Annotated in this window: 10 protein-coding genes; 9 read left to right on the top strand and 1 reads right to left on the bottom strand. The window is 67.9% G+C overall.

Annotated features, from left to right (window positions below):
- Window positions 1–383 precede the first annotated feature (383 nt).
- The 9 genes from GX414_15450 (at window position 384) to GX414_15410 (ending at window position 14,872) form a co-directional block, all read left to right on the top strand.
- Window positions 384–3,050, top strand: coding sequence for a hypothetical protein (locus tag GX414_15450; protein ID NLI48498.1), 2,667 nt, complete (start codon window positions 384–386; stop codon window positions 3,048–3,050).
- Window positions 3,047–4,351: an aminopeptidase P family protein gene (locus GX414_15445; GenBank protein ID NLI48497.1), complete on the top strand. Its 1,305-nt coding sequence runs from the start codon at window positions 3,047–3,049 to the stop codon at window positions 4,349–4,351. Before GX414_15450 ends, GX414_15445 begins: the two co-directional genes overlap by 4 nt.
- A gap of 39 nt (window positions 4,352–4,390) precedes the next feature.
- Complete coding sequence (locus GX414_15440; GenBank protein ID NLI48496.1) at window positions 4,391–6,055, top strand: sodium:solute symporter family protein; 1,665 nt, start codon at window positions 4,391–4,393, stop codon at window positions 6,053–6,055.
- 11 nt (window positions 6,056–6,066) lie between these two features.
- On the top strand, window positions 6,067–6,270 hold the full coding sequence (locus GX414_15435) for a hypothetical protein (protein NLI48495.1): 204 nt from the start codon (window positions 6,067–6,069) through the stop codon (window positions 6,268–6,270).
- A gap of 125 nt (window positions 6,271–6,395) precedes the next feature.
- Entirely contained in the window at window positions 6,396–7,751 is a 1,356-nt protein-coding gene (locus tag GX414_15430; protein ID NLI48494.1) for a porin, read from the top strand.
- A gap of 492 nt (window positions 7,752–8,243) precedes the next feature.
- Window positions 8,244–9,569 carry an efflux RND transporter periplasmic adaptor subunit gene (locus GX414_15425; protein ID NLI48493.1) on the top strand — a complete coding sequence of 442 codons (1,326 nt, stop codon included), beginning with the start codon at window positions 8,244–8,246 and terminating at the stop codon, window positions 9,567–9,569.
- A complete protein-coding gene (locus tag GX414_15420) occupies window positions 9,569–12,739 on the top strand; it encodes a multidrug efflux RND transporter permease subunit (protein ID NLI48492.1) in 3,171 nt (1,056 codons plus the stop codon). The genes GX414_15425 and GX414_15420 overlap by 1 nt, the downstream gene beginning before the upstream one ends.
- Window positions 12,736–14,160, top strand: coding sequence for an efflux transporter outer membrane subunit (locus tag GX414_15415; protein NLI48491.1), 1,425 nt, complete (start codon window positions 12,736–12,738; stop codon window positions 14,158–14,160). The genes GX414_15420 and GX414_15415 overlap by 4 nt, the downstream gene beginning before the upstream one ends.
- Window positions 14,161–14,182: 22 nt before the next feature.
- Entirely contained in the window at window positions 14,183–14,872 is a 690-nt protein-coding gene (locus GX414_15410) for a two pore domain potassium channel family protein (GenBank protein ID NLI48490.1), read from the top strand.
- Between the two features lie 82 nt (window positions 14,873–14,954).
- On the opposite strand, the gene GX414_15405 is transcribed toward GX414_15410, so the two are convergent.
- Window positions 14,955–16,070 carry a hypothetical protein gene (locus GX414_15405; GenBank protein ID NLI48489.1) on the bottom strand — a complete coding sequence of 372 codons (1,116 nt, stop codon included), beginning with the start codon at window positions 16,068–16,070 and terminating at the stop codon, window positions 14,955–14,957.
- Window positions 16,071–16,232 lie beyond the last annotated feature (162 nt).

Below are 16,232 nucleotides of genomic sequence, written 5' to 3'. Positions count from 1 at the left end.
GATCGTAATCGTAATCGTAACCGTAACCGTAATCGTAACCGTAACCGTAATCGCACTGTTCGCAGGTTCACATGTTCGAAGGTTCCAGGTCCAGAATCCGTTGATAGTTGATGGTTAATTGTGGATCAATGAACAATAGCTCCTTCGTGACTCTGTGGTGAGTATTGCGAGCCGAGCCCCGATTACGATCACGATTACGAATTACGAGCACGATATGTAAAGTCCGAGGTCCGCGTTACGGGAACGAGCCTCCAGCTTCGAGTCTCGAGCCTCGATCACGAGCACAAAATCCGAACTCCAGAATCCTGTTGCCTTCGCCTGCCGGATGCGTTGAAATATCCCCGTACACAGAACATCCCGAACGACACCCGGCAGGGGGCGCCATGATGCCTCGAGGGATTCGGATCCTGGCGGTGCTGGCCGCGCTGGTTGCGGCGGCCGGCGGCGGTGCCGCTGATTCCCCCGCCGCGACCACCGGAACGCCGCCCGCCACCGTCCCTGCCTTCACCCTGGACGGCGACCCGCCGCGGCTGAGCCGGCCGGCGCAGCCGCACCAGTACTTCGACCGGATCGGGCGCCGGGCGGCGCTCATGGGTTTCGAGGACGGCACGTTCGAGGCGTGGGTGTGGCCATGGAAGGTGCTGCGCCAGTTCCAGCTCCAGTTCGTCCTGGGTTCGTCCACTCAGCCCATCCTCGCCCGCGATATCGTTCGCCGGATCACCGTGACCCCCGCCGCCACCGAGATCTCGTACGCCTTCGAGTCGTTCACCGTGCGGGCGGTCTTCCTCGTGCCCGAGAACGAGCCCGGCGCGCTCGTGCTCCTCGAGGCGCGGACCACCGCGCCGCTCGCCATCGTCGCCGGCTTCGTGCCCGTGCTCCAGCCCATGTGGCCCGCCGGCATCGGCGGCCAGTACAGCCACTGGGACGGGGAGGCCCGCGCATTCGTCATCTCCGAGGGACAGCGCCGCGCACGGTTCCTGTGCGGTTCGCCGGCCGCGATGGAAATGTCCGCTCCGCCGGCGCACATGTTCGCCGACAGCCCGCTCCAGTTCCGCCTCGACGTCTGCCCCGGCGACCCGCCCGGCCGGTTCATCCCCATTGTCATCGCCGGCGGCGATGGGCTGAAGCCCGAAGAAGCCCTGGCCCTGTATCGGCGCCTCGCCGCGGACGGCGCCGCGCTCCACGCGGCCAACGTGGCGGCGGCGCGGCGGCTGACGGAACAGACGCTCGCCGTGGAGACGCCCGATCCGCGGCTCAACGCGGCGTTGGATTGGGGCCGGCTGGCCCTCCACAACCTGCTGGTGGACAATCCTGCGCTGGGGCGCGGCCTCGTGGCGGGCTACGGGCTCTCGGGCGGCAGCGCCCGGCCCGGCTTCGCCTGGTTCTTTGGCGGCGACACCTGCATCAACGCTCTGGCCCTGAACTCCCTCGGCGAATTCGAGGCGGTCCGGGACGGACTGCGCCTGCTCCAGCGCTGGCAGCGCAGTGAGGATCACCCCATCCGGCGGTCGTCTCCCGACGCGCCCCCCGCCGACGTCGGCAAGATGCCTCACGAGCTCACCCAGAGCGCGGCGCTGGTGGACTGGTGGCACGCCTACCGCTACGGCTACAACCACGCCGACAGCACCCCCTGGTACCTCGTGGCGATGGGTGATTACCTGCGCGCCAGCGGCGACGCCGCGTTCGTCCGCGAGAGCTGGCCGTCGATCGCGGCCGCGTGGCGCTGGTGCCGCGGCCGCGACAGCGACGGCGACGGGCTCATGGACATCACCGGCGCCGGCCTGTGCGCCCTCGAGTTCGGCCGGTACACCGGGATCCACACCGACTGCTACACCGCCGCACTGTATCTGCAGGCGGCGCGCGCCCTGGCGGACCTGGCCGCGGCGGCCGGCGACGCGGCCGTGCGGGCCGATGCCGAGGCGGTGCTGGCCCGGGGGACGGCGGCACTGGAGGAGCGGTTTTGGCTGGAGGAGAAGTCGATCTATGCCTACGGCATCACCGTCGGCGGCGAGCGAGTTCGCGACCTCACCCCCTGGCCGGCGGCGGCGCTGGCGTTTGGGCTGGCCGATCCGGACCGGTCGGCGCGGATGCTGCGGCGCCTCAATGGGGCAGAGATGACCACCGACTGGGGCTTCCGGACGCTGTCGGTGCGCTCGCCGCTCTACCAGCCGCTCTCCTACAACTACGGGGCGGTGATGCCCTTCGTGTCACTGCTGGTGAACACCGCTCAATTCCGCCACGGCTTCGCCCTGCCCGGCTGGGCGGCTCTGCACGGCATGGCCGCCCACACCTTCGACCACGGCCTCGGGGTCGTCCCGGAGGTGTTCTCGGGCGCCGCCAATATGAAGGTGGGCGAGGCCTATCACGACCAGGGCTTTTCAACGGCCGCGTATGTGGTGCCGCTGCTGCGCGGGCTGCTGGGCCTGGCACCGGACGCGCCGGCCGGGCGCCTGACGTTCGCCCCGGCGCTCCCCGCCGACTGGGACTTCGTCCGCGTCGGCCGCGTACCACTGGCCGGTGGGCGGGTGGATCTGGACCTGCGCCGGACCGGCACCGGCCTGGTGCTCGACGCCAGATTTGCGGGCGGGGAGCCGGTCGAGCTGACCTTCAGTCCCCGCCTGCCTCCGGGTACGCAGGTGACTGGGCTCGCGGTGAACGGCGCCGCGGCGACTCCCGGCGTGACCGTCACGCCCCGGGGCGTCACCGCCGCCTGCACGGTGCGGCTGGCCGACGCGGCGCGCATCGAGCTGATCCTGAACGAACCGCCCGCCGTGTTCCTGTCGCCGGCCGAGCCGGCGGTGGGGGACTCTGACCGCGGCCCCCACATCATCGACCAGACGTGGACGGGCGCCGGCCTCCGCCTGGAACTGGAGGGACAGCCCGGCCGCGTCTACGTCCTGGGCGTCACCCGGCCGGAGCGCATCCGCGGCGTCGTCGGCGCCGAGCTGCGGGAGGGGCGGCTGTGCTTCACCATCCCCGGCGCGCCGGATGAAAAATTCGTGCCCCACGCCATCACGGTCGCGGTCATCCCGCGAAAGGAGACACCATGACCCGACGCACCCTCTGGCTGGCCATCCTGCCCCTGGTGGCGCTCATGGCCGGCAGCACGCCGGCGGCCGAGCCGCCGCCGGCCGTCTGGCGGGGCGTGCAGCCCCCGACCCTCACGCTGGCGGAAGTGCAGGCGGAGATCGCCGTGAAGCTGGAGCGGCTTCGCGCGCTGATGGCGGCGCAGGGGCTGGACGGCGTCCTGCTCACCCAGGTCCGCAATGTCTGGTGGATCACCGCCGGCACCGTCAACAACCAGATCGTTCTCAACAAGGACGTGGGCGCGGCCTCGCTCCTCGTGCTGAAGGACGGCCGCCGCTTCCTGCTCTGCAACGGCGCCGAGGCGGGCCGGATGATGGACGAGGGGCTGGCCCGCCTCGGCTACCAGCTCCTCGAGTACAACTGGTACGAGGCCAACCCGGTCCAGGACGTCCGCGCCGACCGCCTGCGCCAGGCGGCCGGCGCGGGGCGCATCGGCGCCGACGCCGACTTCCCCGGCACGGTGAACGTGGCCGCCGCGCTGCGGCCGCTGCGCTTCAGCCTCACCGACACGGAGTTGCGGCGCTACCGCTGGCTGGGGCGCGAGACCGCGGCCGCGGTCCAGGAGGTCTGCCGCCGCCTGCGACCGGGGATGGACGAGTTCGAGATCGAGGCGATGACCGCCGCGGCGCTCCGCGCCCGCGGCATCATGCCCACGGTGCTGCTGACCGCAGTGGACGAGCGCATTGCCAAGTACCGCCACGCCCTGCCCGGCGGCGCCAAGCTCAAGCGCTACGCCATGGTCAACGTGGTGGCGGAGAAGTGGGGTATGCCCGTGGCGGCGACGCGCTTCGTCCACTTCGGCCAGCTTCCGGAGGATCTGGCGAAGCGGCTCCGCCGGACAGCCGTCGTCAACGCCCGGTTCGAGGCGGCCACCGTGCCGGGAGCGAAGTGCGCCGACATTTTCGCCGCCTGCCGCGAGTGGTACCGCGCCGCCGGCTACCCCGACGAGTGGCGCAAACACCACCAGGGGGGCGCCACCGGCTACGACGACCGGGAGTATGTGATCTACCCGGACATCGCCGAAACGGTGCAGCCGGCCCAGGCCTTCGCCTGGAACCCCACCATCACCGGCGCCAAGGTGGAGGACACCATCGTGGCCCTCCCCGGCGGCGCCGAGGTGGTCACCCGGGCCGAGCCGTGGCCGGTGATCACCGTGCGCCTCAGCGGCCGCGACTGGCCCCAGCCGGCCATCCTGCTCCGCGACCTCCAGACCGGCCAGGAACTGCCGCAGCTCGAGACAGTCGTCGACGCCCCGGAGCGCTGAGCCCGTGATCCCGTCCACCGATCCGGAAAGGAGACCCGCATGCAGCAAGCCATCGGCCTGACCGTCTTCGACTGGCTCATCATCGCGATCTATTTCGTATTCGTCGTCGGCCTGGGTATCTACCTGAAGCGCTACACCCGGAGCGAGGAGGACTTCTTCCTGGCGGGGCGGCGCAATTCCTCGTGGGTCGCGGGGCTGGCGTTCCTGTCGGCCAACCTGGGCGCGCTGGAGCTGTTGGGGATGACGGGCAACACGTTCAAGTACGGGATGTATGTGGCCCACTTCTACTGGATCGGCGCCATCCCGGCCATGGTTTTCCTCGGGATCTACATGATGCCGTTCTACTACAGCAGCCGGATCAAGTCGATCCCCGGCTACCTGAAGCTCCGCTTCGACGAGAAGACGCGGGTGCTCAACGGCATCGCCTTCGGCGTGATGACCATCCTGGTGTCGGGGATCAACCTGTACGCCATGGCGCTGGTCCTCCACACCTTCCTCGGCTGGAACTGGGACGCCAGCATGTGGGCTTCGGCGGTAACGGTGGCGGCGTACGTCACCCTGAGCGGCCTGATGTCGGCCATCTTCACCGAGATCATCCAGTTCTTTCTCATCTGGTTCGGGCTGTTCCTGGTGTCGATCCTGGGCATCGTGGAGATCGGCGGCGTGGACGAGGTGCTGCGCCGTGTGCCGCCGGCGTTCGCCGCGCTCTGGTCCAACTCGGCCGACCCGGCCGCCAACGGCATGATGATCACCTGGGCCGGCATCGTGCTGGGTCTGGGCTTTGTGCTGTCATTCGGCTACTGGACCACCGACTTCCTGGTGGTGCAGCGGGCATTCTCGGCCCGCGACCTCCGCGCGGCCCGGATGACGCCCATCCTGGCCTCGTTCTTCAAGATGGCGCTGCCGTTCCTGGTCATCATCACCGGGCTGGTGGCCATCGTGCTGTCGCGCGACGCGGGAAGCGGCTTCCAGCTGCTGGTGGACAAAGGGCAGGTCAACTACGACTCGGCCCTGCCGCTGCTGATCGCCCGCTACTACCCGGCCGGGCTCATGGGTCTCGGCGTGACCGCCCTGCTGGCCGGTTTCATGGCGGGGCAGGCGGGGAACATCAGCGCCTTCAACACGGTGTGGACCTACGACATCTACCACTCGGTCCTCAACCGCGGCGCCTCGCCCCGGCACCTGCTCTGGATGGGGCGAGTGAGCACGGTGGCGGGAATTCTGCTCAGCATCGTCACCGCATACTGGGCCAAGAGCTTCCCCAGCATCATGGACTACATGCAGGCGATCTTCTCCTGGGTCAACGCGCCGCTCTTCGCCACGATGCTGCTGGGAATGTTCGTCTGGTGGATCACCCCGAACGGCGCCTTCTGGGGCCTGGTGACGGGGATGGCCTCCTCGGTGCTCATGTACTTGGGGGTGAAGTTCCAGTGGTTTGACGCCGCATGCATCACTCTGACGCGGCCATACAGCGACATGGCCGCCAACTTCTGGCGGGCGTGGTGGGCCTGGCTCATCTGTTTCGGCGTGACCGTCGCCGTGAGCCTGTTCACGGTGCGCAAGCCGCGCGAGGAGCTGGCGGGCCTGGTCAAGGGGCTCAGCGCCGGAGCGGCCGAAGCCCCCGTGCCCTGGCTGAAGCGGCCGGAGTTCTGGGGCGTGGTGGCTCTGGCGCTGCTGGTGGCCCTGAACGTGTACTTCTGGTGAGGAGGCGGCCCATGCGATCCATCTGGTTTTTCGTCGGACTGATGCTGCTGGTCATGGGCGCCGTCGTCACCGCTGCGGGCGCCTGGCAGTTCGCCCAGCCGCCGGCGGCGCCGAAGGTGCTGGCCCAGTACCACCCGTCTTTCTGGTGGGGGCTGGTCATGATGGTGATCGGCGGGGTGTTCCTGTGGGCGGGCCGGCGCCGGATGGACGCGTGAGGCACGCGCCGTCTTTCCTCACGGGGTGAGTCCGTCGCCGTCCGGTTGCCCGGTAAAGCCGGGTCGGATCGAGCCGGCGCCGTGTCGGGCGGGTCATTGATTCCAGGCCAAAAGGACGATATCCGATGAAAGGACTACGGCTGTTCCTGTTGGTGGCGATATTTGGCATGCTGTCGGCGGCGCCGGCGGCGGAACCAGCCGCCGGCACCCAGCTCCAGGAGCTGCAGGGGACTCTGGCCGTGCTGCAGGCCCGGCTGGACGCCCTGGTGAAGCAGGGTGACGCGGCGCGGCAGAGCGAGATCGACGCGTTGCGCCGCCTGCTGGCCGAGGCGGACCAGCGGATCGGCGCCCTGGAGGCCGGGCTACCGGCAGCGCCTGCCCCGGTCGCTGCGGCGCCGGCACCCGGCGTGGCGGCGGACGCGGCGGCGGCAGCGACGGCCGGCCCATCTGTGCTGGCGGGAGACCGGCCCGCGGGCCCGGATCCGACGCGGCCCTCACTGGACTGGTACGGCAGCCTCCGGGTGCGCGCCGGCGTTGCCTCCAACGGGCAGACGGAAATCGCCGACCGGTTCTCCCGGCTGGGCCTCAACGGCCGCGTGCCGCTGGCCGACGGATACGCGTTCTTCGGCCAGCTCGAGCTTGGCGTGAACGTGGTGAACCAGAACCCGGAACTGGTGACCGGCGGCGACTCCGGCGGCGCCTATGGCGAAGGGTCGCAGGCGGTGAAGTCCCGCATCGGCCGCGTGGGCGTGGAGACACCTGTCGGCACGTTCACCTGGGGCAAGCAGTACTCGCCGTACTACGACGTGGCCGGCCTCACCGACATGTTCTTCACGTTCGGCAGCGAGGCCTCGGGCGCGTTCGGCACCGGTGACGGCGGCATCGCCGGCACGGGCCGGTCGGAGAAGGCGTTCCAGTACCGCCACCGCCTCGGGCCCGTGCATGTGGGCGCCCAGGTCCAGAACCGGGCGCGCACCGGCGAGAACGTGAGGTACGCCGACACGTACGGCTTCATGGCCGGCCTCGACGTCACCCCTTCATTCACCGTGGCGGCGGCCTTCAACAAGGTCCGGGACGGCGTCGACAAGCCCGAGCCGAACCAGCCCAAGAAGGGCGACCAGGCGTTCATCGTGGGCGGTCGGTGGGCGCGCGGCCACTTCCAGTTGGCCGCCGACTACGCCGCCAGCCTCAACCACGAGGTGGACGACCAGGGCGTGTATTTCAACGGACGCGGCGTGGAGCTGTACTCGCAGTATGACGTGGGGCCGAAGTGGTCCTTCGGCGGCGGGTTCAACTACCTGTGGTCGACGGGCGGGCACCCGGGCGAGTACCGCCGGCTCAACGGGCTGGGCAGCGTCACGTTCCATTTCAACCAGACCTTGGATGTCAACGCCGAGATCAAGATCGAGGGGAGTCGGGCCACCGACGGCTCGTCGCTGCGCCACTCCGTCCTGGCGTGGGGAGTGAATTACTACTTCTAGGCGAGGCTCGAGATTCGAGGCTAGAGGCTCGGTGACCCGGGGGCGGGGTCCACCACGGAGGCACGAAGGGCACAAAGACGATCATTCATTTTTCATTGGTCTTTGATCATATTTCATTTTGCATTTAAGAGTGGTGAATCGGTGAATCGGGAGACGGGAGACGATCAATGGGAGACGACAGATGGGAGACGACAGATGGGAGACGACAGATGGGAGACGACAGATGGGAGACGGAGCAGCCATCGACGATCAACTGTCCACGAATAGGCGAACGTGGGAATTTGTGAACTTGTGAACCTGTGAACCTGTGAACCTGTGAACTTGTGAACCTGTGAACCTTCCTACGTTCAAATATTCAAACAACTCGTTTACGAGTCTGCGAACCCAATCCCGACTTGTAAGCCACCCCGGCGATTGACTTTACCCCCGCGACTGGCTTACAGTCCATTTATCGTGTGCTATCCACAGACTGATTCGTGAAGGAGCTCTGCCATGTCCAGCCCAGTCTCTTGGTGGCGAAGTCCTTCGGCGCGGCGGACCGCCGTGCTGATTCTGGCCAGCCTGGCCCTCCTCCTTCCCGGCGCCTGCGGCGACCGCGGGGCGCAGCCGGGCGCGACGGCGCAGCCGGCGATGCCGGTGGTTGTGGCGGCGGCGACCCAGGAGACCGTTCCCATCTACAACGAGTACGTGGCCACGGTGGACGCCAGCGAGAGCGTGGACATCCGCGCCCGCGTGGAGGCCTACCTCCAGAAGCAGCACTTCCAGGAAGGCCGCCTGGTCCACGCCGGCGACCTGCTCTTCTCGCTGGATCCCCGCCAGTACGCGGCTGACCTCCAGTCAGCCCAGGCGACGCTGGCCAAGGCCAAAGCCGACCTGATGTTCGCCACCGACAAGGTGACGGTCCTGCAGGCCCAGGCCACGCTGGATCAGGCCCGGGCGCGCCTGGCCAAGGCCAACCAGGATGTCAACCGGCTCAAGCCGCTGGCTGAGCAGCAGGCGGTGCCCCAGCAGGATTACGACGACGCGGTGGCCAGCCGGCTGGTGGCCGAAGCCGACGTGACCGCCAAGCAGGCCAGTTACGACACAACGGTGCTGAACCAGAAGGTTTCCATCGACGAGGCCAAAGCTGCTGTGCTGTCCGCCGAGGCCCAGATCCAGCGGGCCGAGCTGAACCTGGGCTACTGCTCCATCCGGTCGCCCGTCACCGGCCTGATCGGCCGCCGGCAGGTGGCGCCGGGCAACCTCGTGGGGCGGGGCGAGGCCACGCTGCTCGCCACCGTGTCGGCCCTGGATCCCCTGCGGGTCACCTTCGCTGTGAGCGAGACCGACTGGCTCTACCTCATGCGGCGGGTTCAGCGGGAGGTCAAGGAAAGCGAGCGGCAGCTTATCGAATTGGTCCTAGCCGACGGGAGCATTCACACCCACAAGGGGCGGTTCATCATTGCCGAACGCCAGGTGGACCCCAAGACCGGCACCCTGGCCATGGTGTGCGAATTCCGCAATCCGGAGTATCACCTGCGGCCAGGCATGTTCGGCCGGGTGCGACTGGCCGTTGACCGCAAGGAGAACGCGATCCTGATCCCGCAGCGGGCGGTGATGGAGTTGCAGAGCGCCCAGACGGTTTACGTGGTGGGCCCGGACAACAAGGTGGCCCTGCGCACTGTGGTGCTGGGCGGACGCTCCGGGAACCGGTTCATCGTCGCGGACGGTCTGCGGGCGGGCGAACGGGTGATCGTCGAGGGCCAGCTCAAGGTCAAACCCGGCATGACCGTCGCGCCGACGGACAAGCCGCTGACGGAGGAGCAGGGGGCGCACTGATGGCCAAGTTCTTTATCCACCGCCCCGTCTTCGCCATCGTCATCGCGCTGGTGATCGTGATCGCCGGCGCCATGAGTCTGATGACGCTGCCGGTGGCTCAGTTCCCCCAGATTTCCCCGCCCACGGTTCTGGTCAACATTTACTACCCCGGCGCCAGCGCCGAGACTGTGGAGGAATCCATCGCCACCCCGGTGGAGCAGGAGGTCAACGGCGCCGAGAACATGATCTACTTCTCCTCCAAGTGCGCCAGCGACGGGAGCTATGCGCTGACCTGCACCTTCAAGGTGGGGACGAACCTGGACCTGGCCAGCGTGGACATCAACAACCGCGTGAGCAAGGCTCAGCCGAAGCTGCCCACCGAGGCGATCCAGGCGGGTATCTCCGTGAAAAAAACGTCGCCGGACATGCTGATGGTGCTCAGCGTCTACTCCCCTGACCACAGCTATGACGAACTCTTCCTCAGCAACTACGCCTCCATCAACCTGGTGGACGCCATCGCCCGCGTGCCCGGCGTGGGCAGCACCGTGATCGTGGGCCAGCGCGACTACTCCATGCGGCTGTGGGTCCGTCCCGACAAGCTGAGCAAGCTGGGCGTCACCGCCGGCGACATGGCCCAGGTCATCCGGGAGCAGAACATCCTGGCGCCTGCCGGGGCGGTGGGGCAGCCGCCCGCCAAGCCGGGACTCGATTTCCAGTACACGGTCAACGTCAAGGGCCGGCTGACCACCACCGAGGAATTCAGCGACATCATTGTCCGGACGCTGCCCGACGGCTCGATCCTCCGGGTCAAGGACCTGGCCCGCGTCGAGATGGCGGGCAAAAGCTACACCAGCTTCGGACGACTCGACGGCGTGCCCGCCACCCTCATCATCGTCTACCAGCTTCCCGGCTCCAATGCCATCGAAACAGCCGGGCGGCTCCGTGACCTGATGGACGAGCTCGGCGACAAGTTCCCCCCCGGCCTCGAATACGAGGTCACCATGGACAGCACCGACTTTGTCAACGCCTCCATCGACGAGGTGGTGCATGCGCTGCGCGACGCCATCATCCTGGTGCTGCTGGTGGTGTTCCTCTTCCTCGGCAACTTCCGCGCCACGCTCATCCCCATGCTGGCGGTGCCGGTATCGCTGGTGGGCACCTTCGCCGCGTTTGTGCCGCTGGGATTCTCCATCAACACGCTGACCCTGTTCGGCATCGTGCTGGCTGTGGGCATCGTGGTGGACGACGCCATCGTGGTGGTGGAGGCGGTGGAGCACCACATCGAGCACGGGCTCTCCCCGGCAGCGGCCACCGAGAAGGCCATGGACGAGGTGTCCGGCCCTGTGGTGGCCATCGCCTTGGTCCTGTGCGCGGTGTTCGTCCCCGTCGCCTTCATGGGCGGAATCACCGGGCAGCTCTACCGGCAGTTCGCGCTGACGCTGTCCATCTCGGTGCTGCTGTCGGCGCTGGTGGCGCTGACCCTGACGCCGGCGCTCTGCAAGATGATCCTCCGGCCGCGCCGCGAGATGCGAGGGCCGCTGGGCGCTTTCCTCCGCGGCTTCAACCGGCTTTTTGACCGGGTGACGGGCGGCTACGTCGCCACGGTCCGGATGATCCTGCGCCGCGCCGCCCTGGCGCTGGCGGTGCTGGCGGCGTTCTGGTTCGGCGCCGGCGGCTTGATGAAGCTGCTCCCCTCGGGCTTTGTCCCCGACGAGGATCAGGGATACTTTTTCGTGTCCATGAACCTGCCCGACGGCGCGTCCATGGAGCGGACCGACGCGCTGTCCCGTCGGGCCGAGACATTCATCCGCAAGCTGCCCGGCGTGCGGCGCGTCATCACTATGGGCGGGCTCAACCTGATGACCGGCGCCTACACGTCGAACAACGCCAGCCTCATCGTGATGCTTGAGCCGTGGGAGGAGCGGCGGTCGAAGCAGACCCGGCTCGGCGCGCTCCTCATGGCCACCCAGCGGGAACTCATCACGTATCCGGAGGCGCTGTGCATCGCCTTCATCCCGCCGCCCATCCCCGGGCTGGGCAACGCCGGCGGCTTCCAGTTCGAGCTGCAGGACCGCGGCGGTCACACGCCCGACGAGCTGATGCAGACCGCCCAGTCGTTCCTGGGCGCCGCGCAGGCGCGGCCGGAGCTCCAGAACCTGTACACCGGCTTCCGGACCACCGTGCCCCAGATCCGGCTGGACATCGACCGGGACAAGGCGCGCACTCTGGGCGTGCCCATCGACCAGGTGTTCCAAAGTTTGCAGATCTGCCTCGGCGGGCTGCTGGTCAACGACTTCACCCGCTTCGGCCGCACCTACAAGGTCATCATCCAGGCGGAGCCGGAATTCCGCGCCGGGCCCGACAGCATCGGCCTGATCCACGTGCGCACCGGTACCGGGTCGATGGTGCCTCTCAGCACGCTGTCGACGAGTTCCGACGTCAGCGGCCCGGATCTGATCCCGCGCTACAACATGTTCCGCACCGCGGAGATCTCCGGCAGTGCGGCGCCCGGATACAGCTCGGGCCAGGCGCTGGCGGCCATGGAAGAGCTGGCCCGCGACCACCTGCCGCCGGGGTACGGCTTCGAGTGGACCAACATCGCCTACCAGGAGAAGGAGTCCGGCGGCGCCCAGGGCATGATCTTCGGCCTGGCCATCGTCTTCGTGTTCCTCTTCCTGGCCGCCCAGTACGAGAGCTGGTCGGTGCCCTTTTCGGTGCTCTTCGGCATCCCGCTGGGCGTTTTCGGGGCGTTTCTGGGGGTGTGGCTCCTGGGCCTGGTCAACAACGTGTACGTCCAGATCGGGCTGATCATGCTCATCGGCCTGGCGGCCAAGAACGCCATCCTCATCGTGGAGTTCGCCAAGGAGCGCTACGAGCAGGCGGGCATGCCGCTCGAGGAGGCGTCGGTGGAAGGGGCGCGCCTGCGGTTTCGGCCGATCCTGATGACCTCGTTCGCGTTCATCCTCGGCGTGGTGCCGCTGGTGCTGGCGCGCGGCGCCGGCGCCGCCTCGCGGGTGTCGCTGGGCACAGCGGTGTTCGCCGGCATGACCGCGGCCACGGCACTGGGGGTGTTCTTCATCCCGCTCCTGTACGTCCTGGTGCAGAGGCTGGCCGGCCGGTTCGGCGCCCGGCCGCAGGAGGCGCCGGCTGAGGTCCCGGCGGCCGAGACGGAGGAAGGAGGCCGGTCATGAAAACGGTTCAGCTTGCTGCGTTGGCCGGCCTCGTGCTGCTGTGCGCCTGCGCGGTGGGGCCCAAGTACGTCCGGCCCGACATCGAGGTGCCCCCCGATTTCCGGGGCGAGGGCGTTGCGGCCGCCCCCGGCGCCCTGACCGCCGGCGACATGGACTGGTGGGAAGTGTACCGGGAGCCGGTGCTGCAGGACCTGATCCGCGCGGCGCTGGAGCGGAACCACGATGTCCGCCTCGCCGCCGAGCGGGTGCTGGCGGCGGAGGCGCAGCTCGGCATCACGCGCGCCGACCGGTTCCCCGGCGTCGGCGGGGTGGGCGAATACCAGGTGGGCCGGACGTCCCGCGAGGGATACGTCACCACGCCGGGTTACCCGTATGTGCAGCGCAACCACACCCTGGCGCTGAGCGCCTTCTTCGAGGTGGATCTGTGGGGTCGGCTGCGCCGCGCCACCGAAGCGGCGCGGGCCGAACTGCTGGCCACCGAGGCGGCCCGCCGGACGGTGACGCTGACGCTGGTGGGCGGCGTCGCGGCCGGCTACTTCGGGTTGCGCGAGCTGGACCTGGAACTGGACATTGCGGAACGCACCCTGGCGTCCCGCCAGAAATCGCTGGACCTGGTCCGGGCCCGGCAGACCGGCGGTGTGAGCAGCATGCTGGAGGTGGACCAGGCCCAGGGGCTGGTGTCGGCCGCCGCCGCCGCCATCCCGGACATCAAGCGCCGCATCGCCCAGCAGGAGAACTGCCTCAGCCTGCTGCTGGGGCGCAACCCGGGGGACATCCCGCGCGGCCGCGCGTTGACGGAGCACGTGCTGGGCGCGGCCGTGCCGGCGGGGCTCCCCTCGTCGCTCCTCGAGCGGCGGCCCGACATCGGCCAGGCCGAGCAGCAGCTCATCGCCGCCAACGCCCGCATCGGGGTGGCCAAGGCGGCCTACTTCCCCCAGATCACCCTGACCGGCGCGGCCGGGACGATGAGCAAGGACTTCAACAACCTGTTCTCCGGCCCGAGCTGGACGTGGAACTTCCTGCCGCAGGTGTCGGTGCCCATTTTCACCGCAGGCAAGATCAAATCCGGCGTGCGGGTCAGCGAATCGCTGCAGCGGCAGGCGCTCATCCAGTACGAGCGGACCATCCAGAACGCCTTCCGCGAAGTGGCCGACGCCATGGTGGCGTACCGCCGCCAGCTGGAGTACGTGGCTGAACTGCAGCAGCTCACCGACACGCTGGACGACCAGGCGCGGCTGTCCCGCCTGCGCTACACCGGCGGCGTGACCAGCTACCTGGAAGTGCTGGATTCCGAGCGCCAGTTCTTTGACGCGGAGATCAACCTGGCCCGGGCGCAGCTGGCCGGACTCGTGGCGCTGGTGGACCTCTACAAGGCGCTCGGCGGCGGCTGGCGGAAACCGCCGCCCGCCGCTCAACCATGAGCCCCGTCCGTCCCGAGGACACATGAAACCGATCCATCAGCACTTGCGGGAATTCTGGTGGCAGGACCGCAGCATGGTCGTCCTGCTGGTGGGGCTGGTGGTGGTGATCTTCATCATCTACCCCATGGGCGGACTGGGCCACACCTACGCCTGGCTACTCCAGGGGTGCATCTCCGTCATCCTCATCGCCGGCGTGGTGGCGGTGGCCCGGACGCGGGTTACCGCGTGGCTGGTCGCGGGAGTCGCCGTGGCCGGGCTGGCGTCCCGCTGGCTGGTCTTCCTGCGGCCCAGTCCGGAGCGGGTGTTGACGGACGCCGTGCTCTTCGCGCTGGTCCTCGGGGTGCTCGCGGCCGTGGTGCTGGTCCAGGTGTTCCGGGCCGGGCCCATCACCGCGGGCCGCATCGTGGGCGCGGTGGTGTTTTACCTGTTGCTGGGGCTGATGTGGGCCAATGTCTACACGATCGTCGTCCTGGTCCGGTCCGGCGCGTTCCAGTTTCCCGAAGCGCCCCGGTCCGCCAACGAGCTGGTGGCCCAGCTCATCTACTTCAGCTTCGTCACCCTGACGACGACGGGCTACGGGGACGTTCTCCCGCTCCACCCCCTGGCCCGCACGCTGGCGAACCTGGAGGCGCTGGTGGGCCAGCTCTACCCGGCGATCCTCATCGCCCGACTGGTGTCACTGGAGCTCATGCGCCGTCCGCCCGACCAATGATCCACGCTCGCCGGCTGGCGAAAAAAATCCCGGCGTCGACGGACGCCGGGAGGGTGGCATCGAATCGGCGGTCGGTCCGCCGTCAGAAGCAGGCGGGCGGATCGTCCAGCGTGTTCAGGTCGTAGATGAACGACCGCACGTTCTGCGGCGGATTCCAGTAGTACGCGTGGGCCCGGTGGTTGGTGCTGTCATAGACCAGGTACAGGCTCCAGGGGAGCTCGCGCGGGCTGATCATGTACATGACGCCGGCGCGCCAGTTGAGCTCGGCCTGGCCCTCGAATTCCGCCCCGCCGTTTTCGAGCACGCGGAACAGGAAGGTGCCGTCGGCGTTGACGCACAGCATGGCGCGGCCGTAGTCATCCATGAAGACGTAGTCCTGGTAGGCGCTGCAGCCGGAATCGATGTACTTCACGGCGTTGTAGATGATCAGGAACACATCGCCGGTGAAATCGTAATATCGGCCGAGATAAGAGTTCACGGCGATGACGCAGTTTTTCTCCGCCACGAACGGCACGCCGTCGTCCCAAGCGGCGATGAGTCCGGCGCCGGGGCTCAGGATGACGTCGTCGCGGTACCAGTCGCTGGCGGCGGTGACGCCGGCCATCACCGGGTGGCTGGCGTCGTAGGCACCCAGGTCCGCCCAGAGGTAGAGGTTGTCATCGCCCAGGTTCATGAACGGGCTGTAATTCTCGGTGATGAAACGGCCCCTCAGCGCCCAGCCGTTGTCGTCGGCCCAGCAGAAGACCGCGACGATCAGCTTGCCGCCGGCATCTACGTAGTCCGCCAGCAGGTCTCCCATGGCCACCTGGTCGTGCCAGGGGTAATTGGAAAATGAGACCACCACGTCGTATTCCTGCAGATACGCCAAGGTGGGGGTGGCGTACCGGCAGTCGAATGGGTCCACCACACTGATGTCGGGCTGGGCCGCCAGGTAATCCAATAGTTGGTCGGGGTTGTCGTCCGAGTGGGCCACCAGCACGTGCAGGCCGCCGTTGGTCTTGGGCGCCGGCGGCACGACGACTTCAACCGTTTTCGGCGCTTCGCCGGGGAGCGCGCGGCGCTCCAGTTGGCCGATGATCCGGCCGGCCGGACCGTCCGTCGCCTTGCGCGGCTGCCGCCGGAACTCGGCGCCCCAGATCACCGAGGTCAGAACGATGGCGGCCAGAACCATCAACACCAGCACTCGATTGCGTTTCATGTGGCCTCCTAAACTGTTAGGTGACAAGTAGCATCACATCGTGCACAAAAAAATAGCATGACATCGTGCACAACTTAACGGTCGCATATCGCATCACATCGTGCACACCGCCCTTGGTTTTAAGGCCATGAAATAGCGGGACATCGTGCACACCGACCACTT

This window comes from Acidobacteriota bacterium (genome assembly GCA_012517875.1).
Lineage (GTDB): Bacteria > Acidobacteriota > JAAYUB01 > JAAYUB01 > JAAYUB01 > JAAYUB01.
Note: the sequence above shows the minus strand (reverse complement) of the source record. Positions and strands in the feature narration are given on the sequence as shown.

Excerpts from the sequence above, each read along its gene's own strand:
- GX414_15450 (NLI48498.1), top strand. The coding sequence starts at position 384 with ATGATGCCTCGAGGGATTCGGATCCTGGCGGTGCTGGCCGCGCTGGTT.
- GX414_15445 (NLI48497.1), top strand. The coding sequence starts at position 3,047 with ATGACCCGACGCACCCTCTGGCTGGCCATCCTGCCCCTGGTGGCGCTC.
- GX414_15440 (NLI48496.1), top strand. The coding sequence starts at position 4,391 with ATGCAGCAAGCCATCGGCCTGACCGTCTTCGACTGGCTCATCATCGCG.
- GX414_15435 (NLI48495.1), top strand. The coding sequence starts at position 6,067 with ATGCGATCCATCTGGTTTTTCGTCGGACTGATGCTGCTGGTCATGGGC.
- GX414_15430 (NLI48494.1), top strand. The coding sequence starts at position 6,396 with ATGAAAGGACTACGGCTGTTCCTGTTGGTGGCGATATTTGGCATGCTG.
- GX414_15425 (NLI48493.1), top strand. The coding sequence starts at position 8,244 with ATGTCCAGCCCAGTCTCTTGGTGGCGAAGTCCTTCGGCGCGGCGGACC.
- GX414_15420 (NLI48492.1), top strand. The coding sequence starts at position 9,569 with ATGGCCAAGTTCTTTATCCACCGCCCCGTCTTCGCCATCGTCATCGCG.
- GX414_15415 (NLI48491.1), top strand. The coding sequence starts at position 12,736 with ATGAAAACGGTTCAGCTTGCTGCGTTGGCCGGCCTCGTGCTGCTGTGC.
- GX414_15410 (NLI48490.1), top strand. The coding sequence starts at position 14,183 with ATGAAACCGATCCATCAGCACTTGCGGGAATTCTGGTGGCAGGACCGC.
- GX414_15405 (NLI48489.1), bottom strand. The coding sequence starts at position 16,070 with ATGAAACGCAATCGAGTGCTGGTGTTGATGGTTCTGGCCGCCATCGTT.